The organism is Streptomyces sp. 35G-GA-8 (genome assembly GCF_023534745.1).
Lineage (GTDB): Bacteria > Actinomycetota > Actinomycetes > Streptomycetales > Streptomycetaceae > Streptomyces.
The window spans coordinates 126,110-152,705 of sequence record NZ_JAMHJQ010000008.1 but is presented as its reverse complement, the minus strand read 5'-3'; the positions used below and the strand labels follow the sequence as shown (position 1 = coordinate 152,705).

The window sequence follows — 26,596 nt, the reverse complement described above, 5'->3', positions numbered from 1 at the left end:
CGAGGTCCGAGGACCGAGGTCCTAGACCCCCGGGGAGCCCGCCCTTCCCGGGGGTCCCTCCTTGTCCTCCCTGGCGAAGACCTGGATCAGCCAGGACGAGAACGAACCCGTCACCGCGCCGAGCAGCGCCAGCCCGCACGCCATCAGGAACACCGCGAACACCCGGCCGAGCGGCGTCACAGGCGTCACATCGCCGTAGCCGACGGTGGTGATCGCCGAGCAGGCCCACCAGACCGAGTCGCCGAACGTGACGATCGTGGCCCCCGGCGCGCCACGCTCCTGCTGATAGACGGCGAGGGCGGCGGCGAAGCTCAGCAGGACGGATGTGATCCCGGCGTACGCCATCACCCGCGCGTACAGACTGAGCCGGGGGCGGTCCCGGCGCCGCTTGAGCGTCTCATAGGTGTTCACCATCCGCAGTGGCCGCAGCAGCGGCAGTACCAGTACGACGGTGTCCAGCCAGTGCGTACGGACGAACCGGAGCCCCTGGTCGCTGAGCACCAGCCGCACCCCGTAGTCCACCGCGAAGAGCAGCCAGATCAGCAGGGCCACGGCCATCGCGAGGTCGCGCCAGAACGGATCGGGGCCCTGGTTCAGGACGCGTACCGCGTAGCAGAGGAGGAACAGCACCGAGGCCGCGAGCAGCGGCAACTCCGTACGCCGCTCCCAGCGGAGCTGCCGGGCGGCACGATTTCGGACATGCATCGACCCAGCATCGCCGGGGCCCGTCGGGCGCGGGCCCGGCGACACGCTCCACGGGGCCCAAGTCATATGCTGCACAGCATGACGAGTGAGCCGGAGCAGCAGATCGGAGTGGGGACCCAGGACGCGTTCCAGCGCCTGTGGACGCCCCATCGGATGGCCTATATCCAGGGCGAGAACAAGCCCACCGGGCCGGGCGCCGAGGACGGCTGTCCCTTCTGCTCCATCCCGTCCAAGTCGGACGAGGACGGGCTCGTGATCGCGCGCGGCCGGCGGGTGTACGCGGTGCTGAACCTCTACCCGTACAACGGCGGGCATCTGATGGTCGTGCCGTTCCGTCATGTCGCCGACTACACGGAGCTGGACGAGGCGGAGACCGCCGAGCTGGGCCTGTTCACCAAGCGGGCGATGATCGCGCTCCGTACGGCGTCCGGCGCGCACGGCTTCAACATCGGGATGAACCAGGGCACGGTGGCCGGGGCCGGGATCGCCGCCCATCTGCACCAGCATGTGGTGCCGCGCTGGGGCGGCGACACCAACTTCATGCCCGTCGTCGGACATACGAAGGTGCTTCCGCAGCTGCTCGCCGACACCCGGGCGATGCTGGCCGACGCCTGGCCGCACCGCCCGTAGGCGGTGCGGCAGCGCGTCTGCGCGGCTACGCGTCGTAGGCGTCGGCCTTCTTCGGCGACAGGTCCTGCACCGCGCCGCTCAGCGAGGACGCGCGGCCCCGGAAGCGCTCGGTGTCCACGCCGTGCTCCTCCAGCACCCGCAGCGCGGCGTTGTGAGCCACCCGCAGCACCGGGGTGGCGGCGCGCATCGCGTCATCGGCCATGAAGCGGTGGCGCCAGGGCTGATCGGCCCAGGCGTGCCGCAGGCCGAAGGGCTCGGGCAGCGACAGCTTGCCGCCGAGGAAGTCCAGGATCGGCGGATACCAGGTGAAGGGCGCGCGGACCGCGAGCCGCACCACCTCGGGCGGCTCCACCAGGGGCAGCGTGCGCGAGGTGGTCTCCCAGAACCGGACCGTCTTGGCGACCGTGACCGTCTTCGGCGAGGACTTCGTGGTGAACAGGGAGTGCACCGGGCCCAGGGCATGGCCGGTGACCTCGACGCGCAGGGTCTCGTGGAGCACGGTGACCGTGATCATCATGGTGATCACCAGCTGGCCGTCCCAGAGGACGAACTGCACGCCCAGATAGTGCCGGTCGCCGCTGCTGAACTGCTGGTGGTTGCAGATGCGCTGAATCTCGTGCGGCTTGACCTGGAACGCCTCCACGTCCTGGCCCTCGCGCCGGGACACCGAGCCCGCGCCCTCGCCGACCGGTGACACGATCCAGTGCTTCACCGAAGGCGTCGGGAAACCGCCCGAGTTGAGGGGCCCGCGCTCCAGCAGCTTCATCTGGTCATGGATCGCCCGTATCACGTCATAGGCGCGGAACTGATGGATCTCCTTGCCCGCGTCCTTGGGGACGAGCTCCTCGGCCAGCTGCCAGCTGCCCCAGCGGGTACCCATGCCCAGTATGCCCTTGGCACCGGCGTAGAAGACCATGTTGGACCGCTGCTCGGCGGTGAGCTTCTCCAGGCCCTGGCGCAGCGCCTCCCGGGTCGCGTCGCCAGGGTCCCCCGGCACGGCGCCGGGGATCTTGGCCCCCACGCCGCCGCCCGAGAGGAGACCGTCCCAGCGGGCGCGCAGATCCTTCGCCGTCGTCTCGCAGATCCGCCTGGCGACCAGCCAGCCGACGACGGGCGCGACGATCATGCCGCGCAGATACCAGCCGAGCACGCCGTTGAACGGCAGCGCGACCATGACGATCACGGCCAGCACCGCCACCGCGAGCAGCAGGGCGCCGCCCACCATGCCGGTCCGCTTGTCCTTGGCCCCGGCCAGCGTGCGGCGCAGCTGGAACACGCCCAGCCAGAGCAGCAGTCCGGGCAGGAACAGCACTCCGAACACCACGGTCACGGCGGTGAGTTTGGCATCACGCTCCTTGCGGATATGCGTCGCCGCCAGGGCGTGCTCCACCACCGTCTGCGGCTCCATGCCGAAGGACTGGATCAGCGCGCCACGGCCGCCGCCGAGCATCCGGAGCTGTACGGCACGGGAGAACGCCTCGCCCAGATTCGGTTCGAAGAGCGAGAACTTGCCCTTCGAGACGGTGGACTTGTGCCGTTCGTTGTCGGCCTTGAGGATCTCCTCGACCGGACTGTCCCGGTACGCGGCCGAGGCGAGGGCATGCGTCGCCGCGGTCTGTCCGTCCGAACCCAGGAGCGGGACCTGTGCCCCCGGGCCGAAGTCGAATACGTCGTCCGCCACTGACGCCCCTTCGCCACAAGGATCCGCTGCCGCGGCCGGACTGCCCGGCGCGCGTGCCCCGCACACCTGCTGGAGCTGGGCACCACAGCGTAACCGGGCCGTGCCCTCCGCGTCAGGAGACCTGGCGCTCTTTCGCCACACGCGGACCCCGGAAGCCTGGAACGGGGCAACTGTCCGGCCCGGGAACGGACTTAGACCGCAACCCCCTCCCGCTCGCGCAGCCGGTCCGCGACCCCGGGCGGCATGGGCTCGTGGCGCGCGTACGACCGGCTGAAGCGGCCCGTGCCGTGCGAGACCGACCGCAGGTCCACCGCGTACCGTCCGATCTCCAGCTCCGGGACCTCGGCCTTGACCAAGGTCCGTCCCGGCCCGGCCTGTTCGGTGCCGATCACCCGGCCGCGCCTGCCGGACAGATCGCTCATCACCGGACCCACGTACTCGTCCGGGACGAGGACCGCCAACTCGGCGACCGGCTCCAGCAGATGAATGGACGCGACACCCGCCGCCTCGCGCAGCGCCAGCGCGCCCGCCGTCTGGAAGGCGGCGTCGGAGGAGTCCACCGAGTGGGCCTTGCCGTCCAGCAGCGTGATCCGGATGTCGACGAGCGGATGACCCGCCGCGACCCCGCGCGCCGCCTGGAGGCGTATGCCCTTCTCGACGGAGGGGATGAACTGCCGCGGTACGGCGCCGCCCACGACCTTGTCGACGAACTCGATTCCGGACCCGGGCGGCAGCGGATCCACCTCGATCTCGCAGATCGCGAACTGTCCGTGGCCACCGGACTGCTTCACATGCCGGCCGCGCCCCGCCGCACTCTCGCCGAAGGTCTCCCGCAGCGCGACCCGGTACGGTACGGCGTCCACCTGCACGCCGTACCGGCTGCGCAGCCGGTCGAGCGCGACCTCCCGATGGGCCTCGCCCAGGCACCAGAGCACCACCTGATGGGTGTCCTGATTGTGTTCGAGCCGCATCGTCGGGTCCTCCGCGACCAAGCGCGCGAGGCCCTGCGACAGCTTGTCCTCGTCGGCCTTGCTGTGCGCCTCGACGGCCAGCGGCAGCAGCGGGTCGGGCATGGTCCAGGGCTCCATCAGGAGCGGATCGTCCTGGGCGGACAGCGTGTCCCCGGTCTCGGCGCGGGACAGCTTCCCGACACAGGCCAGATCACCGGCGACGCAGTGGGCCAGCACGCGCTGCTGCTTGCCGAAGGGCGAGGAGAGCGCGCCGATCCGCTCGTCGACGTCGTGGTCCTCGTGCCCCCGGTCGGTGAGGCCATGGCCCGAGACATGGACCGTCTCGTCCGGCCGAAGGGTGCCGGAGAAGACCCGTACGAGAGAGATCCTGCCGACGTACGGGTCCGAGGCGGTCTTGACCACCTCGGCGACCAGCGGGCCCTGCGGATCGCAGTGGATCTCCGGGCGCGGGGTGCCTCCCGGAGTGGTCACGGCGGGGGCCGGCCGTTCCAGCGGGGTCGGGAAGCCGCCGGCGATCAGGTCGAGCATCTCGACCGTACCCAGCCCCTGCCGGGCGCCGGGCGGAGCGGGGGCCGCCGCGAGCACCGGATGGAAGACACCGCGCGCCACGGCTTTCTCCAGATCCTCGATCAGCGTCTTGACGTCGATCTCCCCGCCGCCGAGATAGCGGTCCATGAGGGTCTCATCCTCGCTCTCCGCGATGATCCCCTCGATCAGCCGGTCGCGGGCCTCCTCGATCCGCGGCAGCTCGCCGGGTCCCGGCTGATTCTCCCGGCGCTCCCCGGCGGCGTAGTCGAAGATCTTCCGCGACAGCAGCCCCACGAGCCCGGTGGCGGGAGCGTGTCCGTCGGGGCCCTGCGCGCCGTACACCGGGAGGTACAGCGGCAGTACGGCGTCCGGGTCGTCGCCGCCGAAGATCCGCGCGCAGATCCGGGTCATCTCGTCGAATCCGGTGCGCGCCGTGTCCAGATGGGTGACGACGATCGCGCGCGGCATTCCGACCGCCGCGCACTCGTCCCAGACCGTACGGGTCGCACCCGCCACGGCCTCCGCCTCTTGGGCCGCCGACACAACGAAAAGGGCCGCGTCCGCGGCGCGCAGACCGGCCCTCAGCTCCCCGACGAAATCCGCGTAGCCGGGGGTGTCCAGTAGATTGATCTTGTACCCGCCCCATTCCAGAGGCACGAGAGAGAGCTGTACGGAACGTTGCTGGCGGTGCTCGATCTCGTCGTAGTCGGAGACCGTCGCGCCGTCCTCGACCCGGCCCGCCCTGTTCACCGCTCCGGCGGTGAGCGCGAGGGCCTCGACCAGGGTGGTCTTTCCCGAACCGCTGTGGCCCACCAGCACCACGTTCCGTACGGACGCGGGCCGGTCGGCCGTCGGCGCCCTTCCGGCGGCCCCGGGTTGTGTACGCGCCTTGTCGCCCATGATTCCTGCCTCTCGATCGTCCACGCGTCCGCGGTGGGACGGTGGAGAGAGGAGCGGGCCGGGTGAGCCGCGCGGCAGCTCCGGCGAGGCCCGCGCTGGTCCTTCGAGCTTCGCACTCCGGCCATGGTGCGTCCATACGTCGTACGCGGCCGCATGGTGCGGGTGCCCGGGAGTGAGGCGCCTGGGTCCTGGCTACGATGGGCCAGGTCCTGTCCGAAGGCCCACGGAGACCCACCGGGCAGGGCCCAGCCGGTGGCCGTCGGGGCCACTCGGCCCACCGAACCTCGGGAAGGCCATGCTGAACAAGTACGCGCGTGCATTCTTCACGCGTGTTCTCACACCGTTCGCCGCGTTTCTGCTCCGGCGTGGAGTAAGTCCGGACGCGGTCACGCTCATCGGTACGGCCGGAGTGATGGCGGGAGCGCTGGTCTTCTTCCCTCGCGGGGAGTTCTTCTGGGGCACCATCGTCATCACCGTCTTCGTCTTCTCCGATCTCATCGACGGCAACATGGCCAGGCAGGCAGGGATCTCCAGCCGCTGGGGCGCGTTCCTCGACTCGACCCTCGACCGGGTCGCGGACGGCGCGATCTTCGCGGGCTTCGCGCTCTGGTACGCGGGCACCGGCGACAACAACATGTTGTGCGCCGTCGCGATCTTCTGCCTGGCCAGCGGCCAGGTCGTCTCGTACACCAAGGCCAGGGGCGAGTCCATCGGACTGCCGGTGGCCGTCAACGGACTGGTCGAGCGCGCCGAGCGGCTGGTCATCTCGCTGGTCGCGGCCGGGCTCGCAGGACTGCACGGCTTCGGGGTCCCGGGCATCGACATCCTGCTGCCGATCGCCCTGTGGATCGTCGCCGTGGGCAGCGTCGTCACACTCGGCCAGCGTGTCGTCACCGTACGCCGCGAGTCCGCCGAGGCCGACGCCGCCACACGGAACAGCGGGGCCACCTCATGAGCGGTGCGCGCGACCGTGTGACCGACGCCCTGTACGGGCTCGGCTGGGGCACGGTCAAGAAGCTCCCGGAGCCCATGGCCACGGCCCTCGGCCGGACCATCGCCGACACCGTGTGGAAACGGCGCGGGCCGAGCGTGCTGCGCCTCGAAGCCAATCTCGCGCGTGTGGTGCCCGACGCCGGGCCCGAACGGCTCGCCGCGCTCTCCAAGGCCGGGATGCGCTCGTACATGCGCTACTGGATGGAGTCCTTCCGGCTGCCCGCCTGGAGCACGGAACGGGTACGCGAGGGCGTCGAGATCAAGGACATCCACCTGCTGATGGACGGACTCACCTCCGGCCGCGGCGTCGTGCTCGCCCTGCCGCACATGGCGAACTGGGACCTGGCGGGGGCATGGCTCACCCGCGGGCAGGGCGTGCCGTTCACGACGGTCGCCGAGCGGCTCAAGCCCGAGACGCTGTACGACCGGTTCGTCGCCTACCGCGAAAGCCTGGGCATGGAGGTGCTGCCGCACACCGGCGGCTCCGCCTTCGGCCGGCTCGCGCGACGGCTGCGGAGCGGCGGTCTGGTCTGTCTGGTCGCCGACCGCGATCTGTCGTCGTCCGGTATCGAGGTCGACTTCTTCGGGGACGCCACCCGGATGCCCGCGGGTCCCGCGCTCCTCGCCCAGCAGACCGGGGCCCTGCTGATGCCGGCGGCGCTCTGGTTCGACGATTCGACGGTCATGCGGGGACGCGTGTATCCGGCGATCGAGGTGCCTCGGACAGGTACCCGCGCCGAGAAGACGTCTGTGATGACACAGGCGATGGCCGACGCCTTCGCCGACGGAATCGCCGAGCACCCGGAGGACTGGCACATGCTGCAGCGACTGTGGCTCAAAGACCTGGAGCGGGGGCCCGAGTGAGGATCGGCATCGTCTGCCCGTACTCCTGGGACGTACCGGGCGGCGTCCAGTTCCACATCAGGGACCTGGCGGAACATCTGATCGGGCTCGGACACGAGGTGTCCGTACTGGCCCCCGCGGACGACGAGACCCCGCTCCCGCCGTATGTCGTCTCGGCCGGCCGCGCCGTGCCCGTCCCGTACAACGGCTCGGTCGCCCGGCTGAACTTCGGTTTCCTCTCGGCGGCACGGGTACGGCGCTGGCTGCACGACGGCGCTTTCGACGTCATCCATATCCATGAGCCGACCGCGCCGTCGCTCGGTCTGCTCACCTGCTGGGCCGCGCAGGGCCCCATCGTCGCGACGTTCCACACATCGAACCCCCGGTCGCGCGCGATGATCGCGGCGTACCCGATCCTTCAGCCCGCGCTGGAGAAGATCAGCGCGCGGATCGCGGTGAGCGAGTACGCGCGCCGGACGCTGGTCGAGCATCTGGGCGGCGACGCCGTGGTCATCCCGAACGGCGTCGATGTCGACTTCTTCGCCAAGGCCGAGGTCAATCCGGCCTGGCAGGGGCGGACCATCGGCTTCATCGGCCGGATCGACGAGCCGCGCAAGGGCCTGCCGGTGCTGATGAACGCCCTCCCGAAGATCCTCGCCGTCTACCCGGAGACACGGCTGCTGGTGGCCGGGCGCGGGGACGAGAAGGAGGCGGTGGAGTCGCTTCCCAGGGAGATGCGGGAGCGCGTCGAATTCCTCGGGATGGTCAGCGACGAGGACAAGGCGCGGCTGCTGCGCAGCGTCGACCTGTACGTCGCGCCCAACACGGGCGGTGAGAGCTTCGGCATCATCCTCGTCGAGGCGCTGTCGGCGGGCGCGGCGGTGCTGGCGAGCGACCTGGACGCGTTCGCGCAGGTCCTGGACCAGGGCGCGGCGGGCGAACTGTTCACGAACGAGGACGCGGACGCGCTGGCGGGGGCGGCGGTACGGCTGCTGGGCGACACGGAGAGGCGCGCGGAGCTGCGGGAGCGGGGGAGCGCGCATGTGCGGCGCTTCGACTGGTCGACGGTGGCGGCGGACATTCTGGCGGTGTACGAGACGGTGACGGACGGGGCGGCGCTGGTGGCGGCGGACGAACGGACGGGGCTGGTGGGGCGCTTGTGGCGGCGGGGGGAGGGCGGCTCGTCCTCGAACGAAGCGATGTTCGCTGGCGGATAGCTTCCCGGCGGGGTCGGTGTCCGGGGTTCGTTTCGGCTGGGGCCGGTGGTTGGGTGCGGGTTGTTGCCGGGGTGCGCTCCGGGGTCGTGTCCGGGACTGCATGATTTACAGCGCGCAGCTGCCCAGACGATGGTTCGGGCGGTCGCGCGCCACAAATCACGCTCTACGTCCCGGACACGACCCCTGCGCGCCCCCCTTCACCGCCCGCACAAGCGACCCGGTCGTGCGCGAGGCCGAGTGTGACCACCGGGGGGAGGGGGGCGGGGTCGTAGGAGGTGCGTGTCCGGACACTAAAGCGTGATTTGTGGCGCGCGGACGCCCGAACCATCGTCTGGCCAGGGTCGCGCCGTAAATCATGCCGTCCGGACATGTACCTCCGGAGACCGCGGCCCCCGGCACCACAACGCACGCACCCGCAACGACCCCCCGCCGGAAGGCGATACCGTTGCCCGTTGTGATCGAGACCCTTATCTGGATCGTCGTCGCCGTCGTCGCGATCGGCCTCTACCTCAGCTGGACCGCCGGCCGCCTCGACCGCCTCCACGCCCGCATCGACGCCGCCCGCGCCGCCCTCGACGCCCAGTTGCTGCGGCGTGCCTCGGTCACTCAGGAACTGGCCTCTTCCGGCGTGCTCGATCCGGCCGCGTCGATCGTCCTGTATCAGGCCGCGCACGCCGCCCGGCAGGCCGAGGAGGAGCAGCGGGAGGTCGCGGAGAGCGAGTTGAGTCAGGCGCTGCGGGCCGTCTTCGGAGAGGCCGCGCAGGTGGAGGCGGTGCAGGCCGCCCCCGGGGGCGAGGACGCCGCCGGGGAGCTCGCCGCCGCGGTTCGGCGCGTACCCATGGCGCGACGGTTCCACAACGACTCCGTACGCGCGGCCCGCGCCCTGCGGCGGCACCGCAAGGTCCGCTGGTTCCGGCTCGCCGGCCACGCGCCGTTTCCGCTCGCGTTCGAGATGGACGACGAGCCGCCGGTCGCGCTGGCCGACCGCCCGGCCTGAGCCCGCGAAACGAGCCACCGCCTGGTTATTGGCCCTTGCTGTGGACTGGTCGGGGGGCGTTTTCTTGGGGTGCATTTCCCCATCGCTTTCAGCCAGTGAGGTCGCTCCGTGTCCACCACGCTTCCCACCGTTCCCCAGTCCCCCGAAACCGGCACCGCGCGTGTGAAGCGCGGTATGGCCGAGCAGCTCAAGGGGGGTGTGATCATGGACGTCGTCACGCCGGAGCAGGCGAAGATCGCCGAGGACGCCGGAGCGGTCGCCGTGATGGCGCTGGAGCGGGTGCCCGCCGATATCCGTAAGGACGGCGGCGTTGCTCGGATGTCCGACCCGGACATGATCGAGGGCATCATCGACGCGGTCTCGATCCCGGTGATGGCCAAGTCCCGGATCGGCCACTTCGTGGAGGCCCAGGTCCTTCAGTCGCTCGGCGTCGACTACATCGACGAGTCCGAGGTGCTGACCCCGGCCGACGAGGTCAACCACTCCGACAAGTGGGCGTTCACCACGCCCTTCGTCTGTGGGGCCACCAACCTGGGTGAGGCGCTGCGCCGGATCGGTGAGGGCGCGGCGATGATCCGCTCCAAGGGCGAGGCGGGCACCGGCAATGTCGTGGAGGCCGTCAGGCATCTGCGGCAGATCAAGAACGAGATCGCCAGGCTGCGCGGGTTCGACAACAACGAGCTGTACGCCGCCGCCAAGGAGCTGCGCGCGCCGTACGAGATCGTCAAGGAGGTCGCGGCGCTCGGCAAGCTGCCGGTGGTGCTGTTCTCCGCGGGTGGTGTCGCCACCCCCGCCGACGCCGCGCTGATGCGCCAGCTCGGCGCCGAGGGCGTCTTCGTCGGCTCCGGCATCTTCAAGTCCGGTGACCCGGCCAAGCGCGCCGCGGCGATCGTGAAGGCCACCACCTTCTACGACGACCCGAAGGTCATCGCGGAGGCGTCCCGCAACTTGGGCGAGGCCATGGTCGGCATCAACTGCGACACCCTTCCCGAGGCCGAGCGCTACGCGAACCGTGGCTGGTAACCCGCGATGAGCACCCCTGTGATCGGCGTCCTGGCACTCCAGGGCGACGTCCGGGAACATCTGGCGGCCCTGGCGGCGGCGGGAGCCGAGGCCAGGACCGTCAGGCGCCCGGCCGAGCTCGACGGCGTCGAGGGGCTGGTGATCCCGGGCGGCGAGTCCACCACGATGTCCAAGCTGGCGGCGCTCTTCGGCATGCTGGAGCCGCTGCGGGAGCGCGTAAGGGCCGGGATGCCGGTCTACGGCACCTGCGCCGGGATGATCATGCTCGCCGAGAAGATCCTCGACCCGCGCTCGGGCCAGGAGACGGTCGGCGGGATCGACATGATCGTCCGCCGGAACGCCTTCGGCAGGCAGAACGAGTCCTTCGAGGCGGCTGTCGAGGTCAGCGGTGTGGACGGCGGTCCCGTGGAGGGCGTCTTCATCCGGGCCCCCTGGGTCGAGTCGGTCGGCGCGGAGGTGCGGGTGCTCGCGGAGTACGGGGGCCATGTCGTCGCCGTACGGCAGGGCAACGCCCTCGCCACCTCGTTCCATCCGGAGCTGACGGGCGACCACAGGCTGCACCGGTTCTTCACAGACATGGTGCGCTCCGCGGGGTGACGGGATCCCGGTAGGATCGCTGCCGAACGGAGCAGGATGGGTTACGCGAAGGAGACAGGCAGATGTCCGGCCACTCTAAATGGGCTACGACGAAGCACAAGAAGGCCGTGATCGATGCCAAGCGCGGCAAGCTCTTCGCGAAGCTGATCAAGAACATCGAGGTCGCGGCCCGTACGGGGGGCGCCGATGTCGACGGTAACCCCACCCTCTTCGACGCCATCCAGAAGGCGAAGAAGAGCTCGGTGCCGAACAAGAACATCGACTCGGCCGTCAAGCGCGGCGCCGGTCTTGAGGCCGGTGGCGCCGACTACGAGACGATCATGTACGAGGGATACGGCCCGAACGGTGTCGCGGTGCTCATCGAGTGTCTGACCGACAACCGCAACCGCGCCGCCTCCGACGTCCGCGTCGCCATGACCCGTAACGGTGGCTCGATGGCCGACCCGGGCTCCGTCTCGTATCTCTTCAACCGCAAGGGCGTCGTGATCGTCCCCAAGGGCGAGCTGGGCGAGGACGACGTCCTGGGCGCGGTGCTCGACGCGGGCGCCGAGGAGGTCAATGACCTCGGTGAGTCCTTCGAGGTGCTCAGCGAGGCGACCGATCTGGTCGCGGTGCGCACCGCCCTCCAGGAGGCGGGTATCGACTACGACTCCGCCGACGCCAACTTCGTCCCGACCATGCAGGTCGAGCTGGACGAGGAGGGTGCGCGCAAGATCTTCAAGCTGATCGACGCCCTTGAGGACAGCGACGACGTACAGAACGTCTTCGCCAACTTCGATGTCTCCGATGATGTGATGGAGAAGGTCGACGCCTGACACGGCTTCATCTGACGGGCCGACGGGACACGCACTCCCGTCGGCCCGTCGCGTTGTCAGTGACGACCGATACTGTGCTGATCAGCGGGAACATTTGACCGAGGGAGGGGGCGCCATGCGGGTGCTGGGAGTTGACCCCGGGCTGACCCGGTGCGGTGTGGGCGTCGTCGAGGGCGTCGCGGGCCGTCCGCTGGCCATGCTCGGCGTCGGCGTGGTCCGTACGCCCCCGGACGCGGAGGCAGGCCGGCGGCTCGTCGCCATCGAGCAGGGCATCGAGGCCTGGCTGGACGAGCACCGGCCCGAACTCGTCGCGGTGGAGCGGGTGTTCGCCCAGCACAATGTGCGTACGGTCATGGGCACTGCGCAGGCCAGCGCGATCGCCATGCTCTGCGCCGCGCGCCGCGACATCCCCGTGGCCCTGCACACCCCCAGCGAGGTCAAGGCGGCCATCACCGGCAGTGGCCGTGCGGACAAGGCCCAGGTCGGCGCGATGGTGACCCGGCTGCTGCGCCTCGACGCCCCGCCGAAGCCGGCCGACGCCGCCGACGCCCTGGCGCTCGCCATCTGCCATATCTGGCGTGCCCCCGCGCTGAACCGGCTCCAGCGGGCGCAGGAGGCGGCCCGCCCCTCCCGCATCCCCACCACCGCATCCGTACGGAAGGTCACGCGATGATCGCTTTCGTCAGCGGCCCGGTCGCCGCCCTCGCCCCGACCACGGCGGTGGTCGAGGTCGGCGGCGTCGGCATGGCCGTCCAGTGCACGCCCGGCACGCTCGCCGGGCTGCGCGTCGGCCAGGAGGCGAGGCTCGCCACGTCCCTGGTCGTGCGGGAGGACTCGCTGACCCTGTACGGCTTCGCGGACGACGACGAACGCCAGACCTTCGAGCTGTTGCAGACGGCGAGCGGGGTGGGCCCCAGGCTGGCGCAGGCCATGCTCGCCGTGCACAGCCCGGACGCGCTGCGTATCGCGGTCTCCACGGGCGACGAGAAGGCGCTGACGGCGGTCCCCGGCATCGGCAAGAAGGGCGCCCAGAAGCTGCTGCTCGAATTGAAGGACCGGCTCGGCGAACCGGTCGGCGCGGTCGGCGGGCAGGGCATCGGTTCCGCCGTTTCCGCCTCCTGGAGCGACCAGCTGCACGCCGCCCTGATCGGACTCGGCTACGCCACCCGCGAGGCCGACGACGCGGTCGCGCTGGTCACCCCGCAGGCCGAGGCGGCGCTCGCCGAGGGGGCGCAGCCGCCCGTGCCGCGACTGCTGCGGGCCGCGCTCCAGAGTCTGAACCGAACGCGTTGAGCCGGCCCTGTCCGCCCCTCAGCGCCGTACGTCAAGGGCCGTCCAGCGACGCGCCCCTTTCCCGAGGTGAAACAGAGTGAACTGGGACGACAGCAGCGGCGGGACCCCGCCGGACGATCTCGCCGATCGGCTCGTCGGCTCGTCCGCCGATGGCGAGGACCAGGCCGTCGAGGCGGCGCTGCGGCCCAAGTCGCTGGGTGAGTTCGTCGGCCAGGAGCGGGTGCGCGAGCAGCTCGACCTGGTGCTGAAAGCCGCCCTGGCGCGTGGCGCGACCGCCGATCACGTACTGCTCTCCGGCGCCCCCGGGCTCGGCAAGACCACCCTCTCCATGATCATCGCCGCCGAGATGAACGCCCCGATCCGGATCACCTCGGGGCCCGCCATCCAGCACGCAGGCGATCTCGCGGCGATCCTCTCCTCCCTCCAGGAGGGTGAGGTCCTCTTCCTGGACGAGATCCACCGGATGTCCCGGCCCGCCGAGGAAATGCTCTACATGGCGATGGAGGACTTCCGGGTCGACGTGATCGTCGGCAAGGGCCCGGGCGCCACCGCCATCCCGCTGGAGCTGCCGCCGTTCACCCTGGTGGGCGCCACCACCCGGGCCGGACTGCTGCCGCCCCCGCTGCGCGACCGCTTCGGTTTCACCGGCCATATGGAGTTCTACGAGAGCACGGAGCTGGAGCGCGTGATCCACCGCTCCGCCCATCTCCTCGACCTGGAGATCGATACCGAGGGCGCGGCGGAGATCGCCGGGCGCTCCCGCGGCACGCCCCGTATCGCCAACCGGCTGCTGCGGCGCGTACGCGACTACGCGCAGGTCAAGGCGGACGGCGTCATCAACCGCGAGGTGGCGGCCGTGGCCCTCGGGGTGTACGAGGTCGACGCCCGTGGCCTGGACCGGCTCGACCGCGCCGTGCTGAAAGCCCTGCTCAAGCTCTTCGGCGGCGGCCCTGTCGGTCTGTCGACCCTGGCGGTGGCCGTGGGGGAGGAGCGCGAGACGGTCGAGGAGGTCGCGGAGCCCTTTCTCGTACGGGAGGGACTGCTCGCCCGCACTCCGCGCGGCCGGGTCGCCACCCCCGCCGCCTGGGCACACCTGGGGCTCGTCCCGCCTCAGCAGGCCCCGGGAGCGAGCGGACAACAGGGTCTGTTCGGGGCGTGAGGGCGACGACACTCGCGCGGTCAGGAACCCCGGTGCGATGCTGGGCGTTGTTCCAACGAAGCGGACTCGCTTAGACTCCGCCGATGCCGCCCTTCCGGGTCGGCATGCCCACCCCCGTATACCAGGCCGCTCGACAGCGCGGTCGTGCGAAGGAAGTTCCCGCCCGTGAGTCTCGTGACCCTCCTCCCCTTCATCGTGCTCATCGGGGCCATGTTCCTGATGACCCGGTCCGCCAAGAAGAAGCAGCAGGCCGCCGCACAGATGCGCGACGAAATGCAGCCCGGCACCGGCATCCGCACCATCGGGGGCATGTACGCCACCGTCAAGGAGGTGCACGACGACACGGTCCTTCTGGAGGTCGCTCCGGGCGTCCACGCCGTCTACGCCAAGAACGCCATCGGCGCCGTCCTGGACGACGACGAGTACAACCGCATCGTGCACGGCGACGACGACCTCAAGCTCGACGCCCCGGTCGTCCCGGACGACGCCTCCTCGCTGACCGAGACCGACGGCACCCCGGACGACGCCAAGATCGACCTGGGCAAGAAGCCCGAGGCCGACGACGCCGAGCCCAAGGACGGCAAGGCCGACGGCGAGGCCGGCGCCAAGTAGTCCCGACCGTGCCGACGGGCCGCTCAGCGGCCCGTCGCGGCGTACGGTTGCGCTGGAATTCCGCGGGGGCAGGTCCCCACTACACTTCGTGGCCGCTCCGGCGCACACCCGGCGTGGGGCGGTTGGACAGGGAGAAACGAGAAGGTGGCAGCACCTAATAAGGGCCGCAGGCAAGCGGGGTCCCCAGGCAGGCCAGGGCGCACCCTGGCGCTGTTCCTGATTGCCATGGTCGCCCTCACGGGCGGGATGTTCTGGTCCGGTCATGTCACCCCACGCCTGGGGATCGACCTCGCCGGCGGCACGAGCATCACGCTCCAGGCGAAGAACACGCCGGGCCAGCCGAACGCGATCAACAAGACCAATATGGACACCGCCGTCAGCATCATCGAGCGGCGTGTCAACGGTCTTGGTGTCTCGGAGGCCGAGGTCCAGACCCAGGGCAGCAGCAACATCATCGTCAACATCCCCAAGGGGACGAACGAGAAGCAGGCCCGTGAACAGGTCGGCACCACGGCCCAGCTGTACTTCCGGCCGGTACTGACGGTCGCCGCGGGCGGTCCGGCCGCTCCGGAGCCCTCCACCAGCGGCTCCCCGAGCGGTTCTCCCAGCGGTTCGCCGAGCGGCTCCCCCTCTCCCTCCGCGGGCGACCCGTCGAGCGACGAGTCGGCCGGTAGCCCCGACCCGTCGGCGAGCTCCACCTCTCAGGGCCGCGCCGTCACGGACGCACTGAAGGACGAGACGCCCTCCCCGGGCGCGTCCGAGTCGGACAAGCCCGCCTCCTCGGACAGCCCCGACCCCTCCGCCACGCCCTCCGCCGACCCGGCGACGGCCGCGCTGGAGAAGAAGTTCACGGACCTGGACTGCACCGACCAGGCCGCGCGCACCAAGGCCAACCAGGGAGCCACGCCCAAGGACACGATCGTGGCCTGCGGCACCAACTCCGGCGGTGAGTGGGAGAAGTACATCCTCGGCCCCGCCGAGCTGGAGGGCACGGACGTCGACGACGCCAAGGGCGTTCTCGACCAGCAGCGTGGCATGTGGATCGTCACGATGGACTTCAGCAGCGCCGGTACGAAGAAGTTCCAGTCCATCACCGGCAAGCTCTCCCAGCAGCAGCCGCCGATGAACCAGTTCGCCATCGTGCTCGACGGCAATGTCGTCTCGGCGCCCTCGGTGAGCCAGACGCTCGGCGGCAGCGCCGAGATCTCGGGCAGCTTCACCCAGCAGTCCGCCCAGGACCTGGCCAACATCCTGTCCTACGGCGCGCTGCCGCTCACCTTCCAGGAGCAGAGCGCCACGACGGTCACCGCCGCGCTCGGCGGTGAGCAGCTCCAGGCGGGTCTGATCGCCGGTGCGATCGGCCTCGCTCTGGTGGTCATCTACCTGGTCACCTACTACCGCGGCCTCGCCGGTATCGCGATCCTCAGCCTCGGCGCCTCGGGCATCATGACGTACACGATCATGGCGCTGCTCGGCCCGGGTATCGGCTTCGCGCTGAACCTGCCCGCCGTGTGCGGCGCGATCGTCGCCATCGGTATCACCGCGGACTCGTTCATCGTCTACTTCGAGCGCATCCGCGACGAGATCCGCGAGGGCCGCACGCTCAGGCCCGCCGTCGAACGCGCCTGGCCGCGCGCCCGGCGTACGATCCTGGTCTCCGACTTCGTATCGTTCCTCGCCGCCGCCGTGCTGTTCCTCGTCACGGTCGGCAAGGTCCAGGGCTTCGCGTTCACCCTCGGCCTGACCACACTCCTCGACGTGGTCGTGGTGTTCTTCTTCACCAAGCCGGTGATGACGATCCTGGCCCGCACGAAGTTCTTCGCCAGCGGCCATGCCTGGTCCGGACTGGACCCCAAGCGGCTCGGCGCCAAGCCCCCGCTGCGCCGCTCCCGCCGTGTCAGCGCTCACACCGACCCGAAGGAGGCGTGAGATGTCGCGACTCGGCGCACTCGGCGCCCGGCTCTACCGCGGCGAAGTCGGCTACGACTTCATCGGGAAGCGCAAGTTCTGGTACGCGCTCTCGATCCTGATCACCATCACCGCCATCGCGGGCGTGATGGTGCGCGGCCTCAACATGGGCATCGAGTTCAAGGGGGGTGCGGTCTTCACCATCCCGAGCACGAGCGTCTCCGTGACGCAGGCCAGGACGGACGCCCAAGAGGCCTCCGGCCATGACGCGATCGTCCAGAAGCTCGGCAACGGCAGCATGCGGATCCAGGTCACCGAACTGGACACCAAGCAGGCCGACAGCGTGCGGACGCAGCTCGCCAAGGACCTGAACGTCAACGAGGCGGACATCAACGCCGACCTCGTCGGTCCGAGCTGGGGCGCGACCATCGCCAACAAGGCCTGGACGGGCCTGGGGATCTTCATGGTCCTGGTGGTGATCTATCTGGCGATCGCCTTCGAATGGCGCATGGCGGTCGCGGCACTGATCGCACTGATCCATGACCTCACCATCACCGTCGGTGTGTACGCACTGGTCGGCTTCGAGGTCACCCCGGGTACGGTGATCGGTCTGCTCACCATCCTCGGTTACTCCCTCTACGACACCGTCGTCGTCTTCGACAGTCTCAAGGAGGGGTCGAACGGGATCACCAAGCAGACCCGCTGGACCTACAGCGAGATCGCCAACCGCTCGATCAACAGCACGCTGGTGCGTTCCATCAACACCACCGTGGTCGCGCTGCTGCCGGTCGCCGGGCTGCTCTTCATCGGCGGCGGTTTCCTCGGCGCCGGCATGCTGAACGACATCTCGCTCTCGCTCTTCGTCGGCCTCGCCGCCGGTGCGTACTCCTCGATCTTCATCGCCACGCCGCTCGTCGCCGACCTGAAGGAACGCGACCCGCAGATCAAGGCGCTGAAGAAGCGGGTGCTCGCCAAGCGGGCCTCCGCCGCCGCCAAGGGTGAGTCGGCCGAGGGCCCCTCCGACGACGCGGCTGACGCTGCCGATGCCGACGACGCCGAGGGCGGCCCGGAGGACGTGGTTCCGGGAGCACCGGCACCTGCTGCCGCTGTCGCCGGTCAGCGGGGCCGGGGCGGCCGTGGCCGCCCGTCGGGTTCGGGGAGGCGTCGGTGACCGACCCCAGTACGCGGGAGCTGCTTCTCAGCCGCATCCGTGATGTCGCGGACTACCCCGAGCCGGGCGTGGTCTTCAAGGACATCACTCCGCTGCTGGCCGACCCGAAGGCCTTCACGGCGCTGACCGACGCGCTCGCGGAGCTGTGCGCGCGGCATGGCGCGACGAAGATCGTGGGCCTGGAGGCCCGCGGCTTCATCCTGGCGGCCCCTGTGGCGGTCCGGGCGGGCGTCGGCTTCATCCCCGTACGCAAGGCGGGCAAGCTCCCCGGCGCGACGCTGTCGCAGGCGTACGAGCTGGAGTACGGCTCCGCGGAGATCGAGGTCCACGCGGAGGACCTGGACCAGGACGACCGGGTTCTCGTCATCGACGACGTGCTGGCCACCGGCGGTACGGCCGAGGCCTCGCTGGAGCTGGTCCGGCGGGCCGGCGCCGAGGTGGTGGGCGTCGCGGTCCTGATGGAGCTGGGTTTCCTGGGCGGCCGGGCCAGGCTGGAGCCCGCCCTGCGCGGGGCCCCGCTGGAGGCTCTGATCACGCTCTGAGCGGCCCTTCGACCCGTACGGACGGGCACCCGGGAACAACCGGGTGCCCGTCCGTCGTTCTGTGGGCTCCAGGATCCTGGGGCGAGAGGTACGCCCGAGGTCGATACGATGGAACCTCCGGGCCTGACCGGGGGACCTGGATCCGCACGAGGAGCGCCCTTGCCAGAAGAGGTCCAGCCACTGGCCGCCGCAACGCCCGATCACTCCGCCGAGCAGGCCGCGGCGGCATCAGCCGTGTCGCGGCACAAGGCCGCGGTCGCGGCGGAGGAGAAGGCCGCCCGCGCGTCCGCGGAGACCTCGGACGCGCGCCCCGCGGGAGCGTCCCCGGCGCCCCTGCCCACCGCGCCCCCGGAGCGCCCCGGCACGCCCGTCAGCGCCCCCAAGCCGGGCTCCACGGCCACGCCGCGCTCCGGCGGGTCCTCCAATCGTGTACGGGCCCGGCTCGCCCGGCTCGGGGTGCAGCGCTCCTCGCCGTACAACCCGGTGCTCGAACCGCTCCTGCGGACCGTGCGGGGCAACGACCCGAAGATCGAGACCGCCACGCTCCGCCAGATCGAGCGCGCCTACCAGGTCGCCGAGCGCTGGCACCGAGGTCAGAAGCGCAAGAGCGGCGACCCGTACATCACCCATCCGCTCGCGGTGACGACGATCCTCGCGGAGCTGGGCATGGACCCGGCCACTCTGATGGCGGGTCTGCTGCACGACACCGTCGAGGACACCGAGTACGGGCTCGACACCCTGCGCCGCGACTTCGGCGACCAGGTGGCGCTGCTCGTCGACGGCGTCACCAAGCTGGACAAGGTCAAGTTCGGCGAGGCGGCACAGGCGGAGACCGTACGCAAGATGGTCGTCGCCATGGCCAAGGACCCCCGGGTCCTGGTCATCAAGCTCGCCGACCGGCTGCACAACATGCGCACCATGCGCTATCTCAAGCGGGAGAAGCAGGAGAAGAAGGCCCGCGAGACGCTGGAGATCTACGCGCCCCTGGCTCATCGGCTGGGCATGAACACCATCAAGTGGGAGCTGGAGGACCTCGCCTTCGCGATCCTCTACCCGAAGATGTACGACGAGATCGTCCGGCTCGTCGCGGAGCGCGCCCCCAAGCGGGACGAGTATCTGGCCATAGTGACCGACGAGGTCCAGTCGGATCTGCGCGCCGCCCGGATCAAGGCCACCGTCACCGGCCGGCCGAAGCACTACTACAGCGTCTACCAGAAGATGATCGTCCGCGGCCGGGACTTCGCGGAGATCTACGACCTGGTGGGCATTCGCGTCCTCGTCGACACCGTCCGTGACTGCTACGCGGCGCTCGGCACCGTCCACGCGCGGTGGAATCCGGTTCCCGGCCGGTTCAAGGACTACATCGCGATGCCCAAGTTCAACATGTACCAGTCGCTGCACACGACGGTGATCGGGCCCAACGGCAAGCCCGTCGAGCTCCAGATCCGTACGTTCGACATGCACCGCCGCGCCGAGTACGGCATCGCCGCGCACTGGAAGTACAAGCAGGAGGCCGTCGCGGGCGCCTCCAAGGTGCGTACGGACGTGCCCAGGAACGCGGGCAAGGGCGCCGGCCAGGACACCGTCAACGACATGGCGTGGCTGCGCCAGCTGCTGGACTGGCAGAAGGAGACCGAGGACCCCAGCGAGTTCCTGGAGTCGCTCCGCTTCGATCTGTCCCGCAACGAGGTCTTCGTCTTCACGCCCAAGGGCGATGTCATAGCGCTGCCCGCCGGTGCCACGCCCGTCGACTTCGCGTACGCCGTACACACCGAAGTCGGCCACCGCACCATAGGAGCACGGGTCAACGGGCGGCTCGTACCGCTCGAATCGACGCTGGACAACGGCGATCTGGTGGAGGTCTTCACCTCCAAGGCGTCCGGGGCGGGCCCCTCGCGGGACTGGCTCGGCTTCGTCAAGTCGCCGCGGGCCAGGAACAAGATCCGCGCCTGGTTCTCCAAGGAGCGCCGCGACGAGGCGATCGAGCAGGGCAAGGACGCCATCGCGCGGGCCATGCGCAAACAGAACCTGCCGATCCAGCGCATCCTCACCGGCGACTCGCTGGTCACGCTCGCACACGAGATGCGCTATCCCGACATCTCGTCCCTGTACGCGGCGATCGGCGAGGGCCATGTGGCCGCGCAGGGCGTCGTACAGAAGCTCGTGCAGGCTCTCGGCGGCGAGGAGGCGGCCAACGAGGACATCGCCGAGAGCGCCCCGCCCTCGCACGGCCGCGGCAAGCGCCGCGCCAACGCCGACCCAGGTGTGGTCGTCAAGGGCGTCGAGGACGTCTGGGTCAAGCTCGCCCGCTGCTGTACGCCGGTCCCGGGCGACCCGATCATCGGCTTCGTCACGCGCGGCAGTGGAGTCTCGGTGCACCGCGCCGACTGCGTCAATGTCGACTCGCTCTCCCAGCAGCCCGAGCGGATCCTCGAAGTCGAGTGGGCGCCGACCCAGTCGTCGGTCTTCCTGGTCGCCATCCAGGTCGAGGCGCTGGACCGTTCCCGGCTGCTGTCGGACGTCACCCGCGTCCTGTCCGACCAGCATGTGAACATCCTGTCCGCGGCCGTCCAGACCTCCCGCGACCGGGTCGCCACCTCCCGGTTCACCTTCGAGATGGGCGATCCGAAGCACCTGGGACACGTACTGAAGGCGGTACGGGGCGTGGAGGGCGTCTACGACGTCTACCGGGTCACCTCGGCGCGCAGGCCGTAAGGCCCGCCAGGCCGTAAGGCCCGCAAGGCCCCTGGAGGGGCCATGGACGAAGGGGCTCCCCGCGGCGGATGCGGGGAGCCCCTTCGGCTGTCGGACGCGCGTCTGCCGGACGCGGACGCGCCGGGCGGGTCCGGTCAGCCGCCGAACTCCTGGAGACCCTTCAGGGCCTGGTCCAGCAGGGCCTGCCGGCCCTCCAGCTCCTTGACGAGCTTGTCCGCCTTGGCGTTGTTGCCCGCCGCGCGCGCCGCGTCGATCTGCGTACGCAGCTTGTCCACCGCGCCCTGGAGCTGACCCGTCAGACCCGCGGCGCGTGCCCGCGCCTCCGGGTTCGTCCGGCGCCACTCGTTCTCCTCGGACTCCTGAAGCGCCCGCTCCACCGCGTGCATCCGGCCCTCGACCTTGGGCCTGGCGTCACGCGGTACATGGCCGACGGCCTCCCAGCGCTCATTGAGCGCCCGGAACGCGGCCCTGGCCGCCTTGAGGTCGGTGACCGGCACCAGCCGCTCCGCCTCGGTCGCGAGATCCTCCTTGATCTTGAGGTTCTCGGTCTGCTCGGCGTCCCGCTCGGCGAAGACCTCCCCGCGCGCGGCGAAGAAGACGTCCTGGGCGCCGCGGAAGCGGTTCCACAGATCGTCCTCGGCCTCGCGCTGGGCGCGGCCCGCCGCCTTCCACTCGGTCATCAGCTCGCGGTAGCGGGCGGCCGTACCGCCCCAGTCGGTGGAGCCGGACAGCGATTCGGCCTCCGCGACCAGCTTCTCCTTGGCCTTACGGGCGTCCTCGCGCTGCGCGTCGAGCGCCGCGAAGTGGGCCTTGCGGCGCTTGGAGAACGCGGAACGGGCGTGCGAGAAGCGGTGCCACAGCTCGTCGTCGGACTTCCGGTCCAGCCTCGGCAGGCCCTTCCAGGTGTCCACCAGCGCCCGCAGCCGCTCACCGGCCGACCGCCACTGGTCGCTCTGCGCCAGCTCCTCCGCCTCGGTGACCAGCGCCTCCTTGGCGTGCCGCGCCTCGTCGGTCTGCTTCGCCCGCTGCGCCTTGCGCTCCTCACGGCGCGAATCGACCGTCGCCACCAGCGCGTCGAGCCGCTTGCGCAGCGCTTCGAGATCGCCGACGGCGTGGTGTTCGTCGACCTGGCCTCGCAGATGCTCGATCGCCGTCGTCGCATCCTTCGAGGACAGATCGGTGGTCTTCACCCGCCGTTCGAGGAGGCCGATCTCGACAACCAGGCCCTCGTACTTGCGCTCGAAATAGGCCAGAGCCTCCTCCGGAGAGCCAGCCTGCCACGATCCGACGACCTGCTCGCCCTCGGCCGTACGCACGTACACGGTGCCCGTCTCATCGACACGGCCCCACGGGTCGCTGCTCACAGCGCCTCCTCCACCTGATGTCCGTGAGGGGTGTGGCCCCCGGGCATCATCCACAGTTTCCTGGGACGGGCTGCGCCCGCCCTGCACAACGCCAATCTAGGCGACCGGCCGCCCGGCTGTCCGCACTCAGCACGGCCGAAATTCACAGGGTCACGCCTTGTCGACCGTGCCCTTCTCCACGGTGACGGTCTTCTTGGGCGCGCCGTCGCCCGTGCCGCCGTCCACTCCGGCCTTCGCCACCGCTTCCACCGTCTTCAGGCCGGCGTCATCCATGGTCCCGAACGGCGTGTAGCTGGGCGGGAGTTTGGTGTCCTTGTAGACGAGGAAGAACTGGCTGCCGCCGGTGTGCGGCTGGCCGGTATTGGCCATCGCGACCGTCCCCGCCGGGTACGTGACCGAGCCGTCGGCGCCCGCCTTGCCCAGCGCCGTCAGATTCTCGTCCTCGATCGTGTAGCCGGGACCGCCGGTGCCGTCGCCCTTCGGATCGCCGCACTGGAGCACGAAGATCCCCTCGGTGGTCAGCCGGTGACACTTCGTGTTGTCGAAGTACTTCTTGTCCGCGAGCGCCTTGAACGAGTTCACCGTGTGCGGTGTCTTCTTGGCGTCCATCTCGATGGAGATATCGCCCTGGCTCGTCTTGAGCGCCATCGTGTACGTGGCGTTCTTGTCGATGGTCATCTTCGGCTCGGGCTCGCTGCTCTCGCTCGGCGAGGGCGAGGCGGTGGCCGAGGCGCTCGATTCAGGACTGGCAGCCTTGTCGCTGCTGTCGCCGTCCGACAGACCGACCGAGGCGTACGCCGCGGCTCCCGCGAGCACCACCACGGCAAGCACCGACGCGATGATGACGTTGCGGCGCTTCGCTTTCTGCCGGGCCTCGGTCCGGCGCTGCTGCTGCCGCTCGAACTTCTCCCGGGCGAGCTGCCGCCGCCGCTGATCGCTGTTGACCACCGGGTCCACTCCTCGTATCTGTGTGTGATCCTGTCCGGCCTGATTCCGGGCCTGCCAGACAGGCCCGAGCCCGTACGGTATATGGGTTCGCTGTGGATATGGGTTCGCACTGGCTCGATGACCGCCGGTAGTCTCTGAACTGCTGCATTCTCCCGACGGACGACATATAAGGACGATCGTGCTCATTGCCGGGTTCCCCGCCGGGGCCTGGGGGACCAACTGCTATCTGGTCGCCCCCGCCGCGGGTGAGGAGTGCGTGATCATCGACCCGGGCCACCAGGCCGCTCAGGGTGTCGAGGACGCGGTGCGCAAGCACCGGCTCAAGCCCGTCGCCGTCATCCTGACCCATGGGCACATCGACCATGTCGCCTCGGTCGTCCCCGTGTGCGGGGCACATGACGTACCGGCATGGATCCACCCCGCGGACCGCTACATGATGAGCGACCCCGAGAAGGGCATCGGCCGCTCGATCGGGATGCCGCTGATGGGCGAGCTGACCGTGGGGGAGCCCGACGACGTCAAGGAGCTGACCGACGGCGCTCAACTGGCGCTGGCGGGCCTGGAGTTCACCGTCGCGCACGCGCCGGGCCATACCAAGGGGTCGGTGGCGTACGGAACGCCCGAGGCGGTCGGTGGTGCCGATATCCCGCCGGTCCTCTTCACGGGCGACCTGCTCTTCGCCGGCTCCATCGGACGCACCGATATGCCCGGTGGCGACCACGCCGAGATGAAGGAGTCGCTGGCACGGGTGTGCCTGCCGCTCGACGATTCGACCGTGGTGCTGTCCGGACACGGCCCCCAGACGACCATCGGCCGCGAGCGCGCCACCAACCCCCACCTCAGGGAGCTGGCCGCCGGCTACGGAAGCGGCCCCACCGCCGCACCGCGACGAGGATTGTGAAGCACCGATCTCCATGAGCACCTTCCAGGCCCCCAAGGGCACCTACGACCTGATCCCGCCCGCCTCGGCGGTCTATCTCGCGGTGCGCGAGGCCATCTCGGCGCCGCTGCGGAACTCCGGCTACGGCTATGTCGAGACGCCCGGTTTCGAGAACGTCGAGCTGTTCGCGCGCGGGGTCGGCGAGTCCACCGACATCGTCTCCAAGGAGATGTACGCCTTCGAGACCAAGGGCGGCGACAAGCTGGCGCTGCGCCCCGAAGGCACCGCTTCCGTGCTGCGCGCCGCGCTGGAGGCCAATCTGCACAAGGCCGGGAATCTGCCGGTCAAGCTCTGGTACTCCGGCTCGTACTACCGCTACGAACGCCCGCAGAAGGGCCGCTACCGCCACTTCTCGCAGGTCGGGGCGGAGGCGATCGGCACGGAGGACCCCGCGCTCGACACCGAACTGATCATCCTGGCCGATCAGGCGTACCGCTCCCTGGGGCTGCGCGACTTCCGCATCCTGCTCAACTCGCTGGGCGACAAGGAGTGCCGCCCCGTCTACCGCGAAGCGCTCCAGGGCTTCCTGCGCGGGCTCGACCTGGACGAGGACACCCGCCGGCGCATCGAGATCAACCCGCTGCGGGTGCTCGACGACAAGCGCGCCGACGTACAGAAGCAGCTCGTCGGGGCGCCGATGCTGCGCGACTATCTGTGCGACGCGTGCAAGGCGTACCACGAGGAGGTGCGCGAGCTGCTGACGGCCGCCGGGGTGGCGTACGAGGACGACGAGAAGCTCGTACGCGGCCTCGACTACTACACCAGGACCACCTTCGAGTTCGTCCACGACGGTCTCGGCGCGCAGTCCGCGGTGGGCGGCGGCGGCCGTTACGACGGGCTCTCCGAGATGATCGGCGGCCCGGCGCTCCCGTCGGTCGGCTGGGCGCTCGGCGTGGACCGTACGGTGCTGGCGCTGGAGGCCGAGGGGATCGAGCTCGACCTGCCCAACGCCACCAGCGTCTTCGCGGTACCGCTCGGCGAGGAGGCGCGGCGGCGGCTGTTCGCCGTCGTCACCGAACTGCGCAAGGCCGGGGTCCCCGCGGACTTCTCGTACGGCGCGAAGGGCCTCAAGGGCGCCATGAAGAACGCCAACAGGTCCGGTGCCCGCTACACGATCGTCGCGGGCGAGCGCGATCTCGCGGAGGGGGTCGCGCAGCTCAAGGACATGGAGAGCGGCGAGCAGTCGGCGGTGGCTCTCGACGACCTGGTGACGGAGCTGACACAGCGGCTCGGCTGACCGCCCGGAGGCGGTGCGGGGCCTGGGCGGAGACCGTCCGGGCCCCGCTCTCTTTATGCCGGGCGAACGGTGGGCCCCGGTGCCCGTGCGGCACAATGAGGCTGCCCCGAGGGCCCCTGGGTGCGGGAACTCCCCGAGTGTTGGGAACGGTGATGATGACGAGAGCAGTGGTGGACGGCGTCTCCTCCGAGCGGGAGGAGGGGACGGCCACGGGCGCGGTCGGCGGCAGCCGGGCGTTCGCGCTCCTGCTGGTCATCACCGGCGCGGCGGGGCTGCTGGCCGCCTGGGTGATCACTCTCGACAAGTTCAAGCTGCTGGAAGACCCGAACTTCACCCCCGGATGCAGCCTGAACCCGGTGGTCTCCTGCGGCAACATCATGAAGAGCGAGCAGGCGTCGGTCTTCGGCTTCCCGAACCCGATGCTCGGACTCGTCACCTACGCCGTGGTGATCTCCATCGGGGTCGGACTGCTCGCCGGGGCGCGCTACCGGCGCTGGTTCTGGCTCGGACTGAACGCGGGCACCCTCTTCGGGGTCGGATTCTGCACCTGGCTCCAGTACCAGTCGCTGTACACCATCAACTCGCTCTGCCTGTGGTGCTGTCTGGCCTGGGTCGGCACGATCCTGATGTTCTGGTACGTGACGTCCCACAACATCCGCCACGGCGTGCTGCCCGCGCCGTCCTGGCTGCGCGGTTTCCTGAGCGAGTTCACCTGGGTGCTGCCCGTGCTGCACATCGGGATCATCGGGATGCTCATTCTGACCCGCTGGTGGGACTTCTGGACCGGCTGAGGTCGCCATGGCCGGG

Annotated in this window: 24 protein-coding genes; 19 read left to right on the top strand and 5 right to left on the bottom strand. The window is 70.0% G+C overall.

The features are described 5' to 3' along the window. Positions 1 to 21 precede the first annotated feature (21 nt). On the bottom strand, positions 22 to 705 hold the full coding sequence (locus tag M1203_RS19625) for a potassium channel family protein (protein WP_249951060.1): 684 nt from the start codon (positions 703 to 705) through the stop codon (positions 22 to 24). Between the two features lie 66 nt (positions 706 to 771). On the opposite strand from M1203_RS19625, the gene M1203_RS19620 reads away from it, so the two are divergent. Continuing rightward, positions 772 to 1,335 carry an HIT domain-containing protein gene (locus M1203_RS19620; RefSeq protein ID WP_249951059.1) on the top strand — a complete coding sequence of 188 codons (564 nt, stop codon included), beginning with the start codon at positions 772 to 774 and terminating at the stop codon, positions 1,333 to 1,335. 25 nt (positions 1,336 to 1,360) lie between these two features. Here M1203_RS19620 and M1203_RS19615 read toward each other — a convergent pair whose 3' ends face one another. Both M1203_RS19615 and M1203_RS19610 read right to left on the bottom strand, forming a co-directional pair. Then, complete coding sequence (locus M1203_RS19615; protein ID WP_249951058.1) at positions 1,361 to 3,016, bottom strand: hypothetical protein; 1,656 nt, start codon at positions 3,014 to 3,016, stop codon at positions 1,361 to 1,363. 191 nt (positions 3,017 to 3,207) lie between these two features. Next, on the bottom strand, positions 3,208 to 5,415 hold the full coding sequence (locus tag M1203_RS19610) for an elongation factor G-like protein EF-G2 (protein ID WP_249951057.1): 2,208 nt from the start codon (positions 5,413 to 5,415) through the stop codon (positions 3,208 to 3,210). Between the two features lie 295 nt (positions 5,416 to 5,710). On the opposite strand from M1203_RS19610, the gene pgsA reads away from it, so the two are divergent. From pgsA to M1203_RS19535, 15 genes are all read left to right on the top strand, one after another. Further along, positions 5,711 to 6,370: a phosphatidylinositol phosphate synthase gene (pgsA, locus tag M1203_RS19605; protein WP_249951056.1), complete on the top strand. Its 660-nt coding sequence runs from the start codon at positions 5,711 to 5,713 to the stop codon at positions 6,368 to 6,370. Then, the gene (locus M1203_RS19600) at positions 6,367 to 7,272 is read left to right on the top strand and encodes a phosphatidylinositol mannoside acyltransferase (RefSeq protein ID WP_249951055.1); all 906 of its coding nucleotides are present in this window, start codon (positions 6,367 to 6,369) and stop codon (positions 7,270 to 7,272) included. Before pgsA ends, M1203_RS19600 begins: the two co-directional genes overlap by 4 nt. Beyond that, a complete protein-coding gene (locus tag M1203_RS19595) occupies positions 7,269 to 8,468 on the top strand; it encodes a glycosyltransferase family 4 protein (protein ID WP_249951054.1) in 1,200 nt (399 codons plus the stop codon). The genes M1203_RS19600 and M1203_RS19595 overlap by 4 nt, the downstream gene beginning before the upstream one ends. A gap of 454 nt (positions 8,469 to 8,922) precedes the next feature. Continuing rightward, positions 8,923 to 9,465, top strand: a complete 543-nt coding sequence (locus M1203_RS19590) for a hypothetical protein (RefSeq protein WP_249951053.1) — start codon at positions 8,923 to 8,925, stop codon at positions 9,463 to 9,465. 108 nt (positions 9,466 to 9,573) lie between these two features. After that, entirely contained in the window at positions 9,574 to 10,488 is a 915-nt protein-coding gene (gene pdxS / locus M1203_RS19585; RefSeq protein ID WP_030355468.1) for a pyridoxal 5'-phosphate synthase lyase subunit PdxS, read from the top strand. A 6-nt stretch (positions 10,489 to 10,494) separates the two neighbouring features. After that, the gene (gene pdxT / locus M1203_RS19580; protein WP_249951052.1) at positions 10,495 to 11,085 is read left to right on the top strand and encodes a pyridoxal 5'-phosphate synthase glutaminase subunit PdxT; all 591 of its coding nucleotides are present in this window, start codon (positions 10,495 to 10,497) and stop codon (positions 11,083 to 11,085) included. 62 nt (positions 11,086 to 11,147) lie between these two features. Further along, a complete protein-coding gene (locus tag M1203_RS19575) occupies positions 11,148 to 11,900 on the top strand; it encodes a YebC/PmpR family DNA-binding transcriptional regulator (protein ID WP_249951051.1) in 753 nt (250 codons plus the stop codon). Positions 11,901 to 12,015: 115 nt separating this feature from the next. Continuing rightward, complete coding sequence (ruvC, locus tag M1203_RS19570; RefSeq protein WP_249951050.1) at positions 12,016 to 12,573, top strand: crossover junction endodeoxyribonuclease RuvC; 558 nt, start codon at positions 12,016 to 12,018, stop codon at positions 12,571 to 12,573. Then, entirely contained in the window at positions 12,570 to 13,193 is a 624-nt protein-coding gene (gene ruvA, locus M1203_RS19565; RefSeq protein ID WP_249951049.1) for a Holliday junction branch migration protein RuvA, read from the top strand. Before ruvC ends, ruvA begins: the two co-directional genes overlap by 4 nt. Before the next feature lie 76 nt (positions 13,194 to 13,269). Next, positions 13,270 to 14,352: a Holliday junction branch migration DNA helicase RuvB gene (ruvB, locus tag M1203_RS19560; protein WP_249951048.1), complete on the top strand. Its 1,083-nt coding sequence runs from the start codon at positions 13,270 to 13,272 to the stop codon at positions 14,350 to 14,352. 165 nt (positions 14,353 to 14,517) lie between these two features. Then, a complete protein-coding gene (yajC, locus tag M1203_RS19555) occupies positions 14,518 to 14,964 on the top strand; it encodes a preprotein translocase subunit YajC (protein WP_249951047.1) in 447 nt (148 codons plus the stop codon). Between the two features lie 144 nt (positions 14,965 to 15,108). Further along, positions 15,109 to 16,893: a protein translocase subunit SecD gene (gene secD, locus M1203_RS19550; RefSeq protein ID WP_249951046.1), complete on the top strand. Its 1,785-nt coding sequence runs from the start codon at positions 15,109 to 15,111 to the stop codon at positions 16,891 to 16,893. Between the two features lies 1 nt (position 16,894). Next, positions 16,895 to 18,043 carry a protein translocase subunit SecF gene (gene secF, locus M1203_RS19545; protein ID WP_249951045.1) on the top strand — a complete coding sequence of 383 codons (1,149 nt, stop codon included), beginning with the start codon at positions 16,895 to 16,897 and terminating at the stop codon, positions 18,041 to 18,043. Beyond that, entirely contained in the window at positions 18,040 to 18,585 is a 546-nt protein-coding gene (locus M1203_RS19540) for an adenine phosphoribosyltransferase (protein WP_249951044.1), read from the top strand. The genes secF and M1203_RS19540 overlap by 4 nt, the downstream gene beginning before the upstream one ends. A 159-nt stretch (positions 18,586 to 18,744) precedes the next feature. After that, a complete protein-coding gene (locus M1203_RS19535) occupies positions 18,745 to 21,300 on the top strand; it encodes a bifunctional (p)ppGpp synthetase/guanosine-3',5'-bis(diphosphate) 3'-pyrophosphohydrolase (RefSeq protein ID WP_249951043.1) in 2,556 nt (851 codons plus the stop codon). Positions 21,301 to 21,434: 134 nt separating this feature from the next. Here M1203_RS19535 and M1203_RS19530 read toward each other — a convergent pair whose 3' ends face one another. Continuing rightward, a complete protein-coding gene (locus M1203_RS19530) occupies positions 21,435 to 22,664 on the bottom strand; it encodes a DUF349 domain-containing protein (RefSeq protein ID WP_249951042.1) in 1,230 nt (409 codons plus the stop codon). A 150-nt stretch (positions 22,665 to 22,814) separates the two neighbouring features. Next, complete coding sequence (locus M1203_RS19525; RefSeq protein WP_249951041.1) at positions 22,815 to 23,612, bottom strand: peptidylprolyl isomerase; 798 nt, start codon at positions 23,610 to 23,612, stop codon at positions 22,815 to 22,817. Between the two features lie 178 nt (positions 23,613 to 23,790). On the opposite strand from M1203_RS19525, the gene M1203_RS19520 reads away from it, so the two are divergent. From M1203_RS19520 to M1203_RS19510, 3 genes are all read left to right on the top strand, one after another. After that, positions 23,791 to 24,513, top strand: coding sequence for an MBL fold metallo-hydrolase (locus tag M1203_RS19520; RefSeq protein ID WP_249951040.1), 723 nt, complete (start codon positions 23,791 to 23,793; stop codon positions 24,511 to 24,513). 13 nt (positions 24,514 to 24,526) lie between these two features. Beyond that, positions 24,527 to 25,789, top strand: a complete 1,263-nt coding sequence (gene hisS, locus M1203_RS19515; RefSeq protein ID WP_249951039.1) for a histidine--tRNA ligase — start codon at positions 24,527 to 24,529, stop codon at positions 25,787 to 25,789. Positions 25,790 to 25,941: 152 nt separating this feature from the next. Further along, positions 25,942 to 26,580: a vitamin K epoxide reductase family protein gene (locus M1203_RS19510; protein WP_249951038.1), complete on the top strand. Its 639-nt coding sequence runs from the start codon at positions 25,942 to 25,944 to the stop codon at positions 26,578 to 26,580. Positions 26,581 to 26,596: the final 16 nt, after the last annotated feature.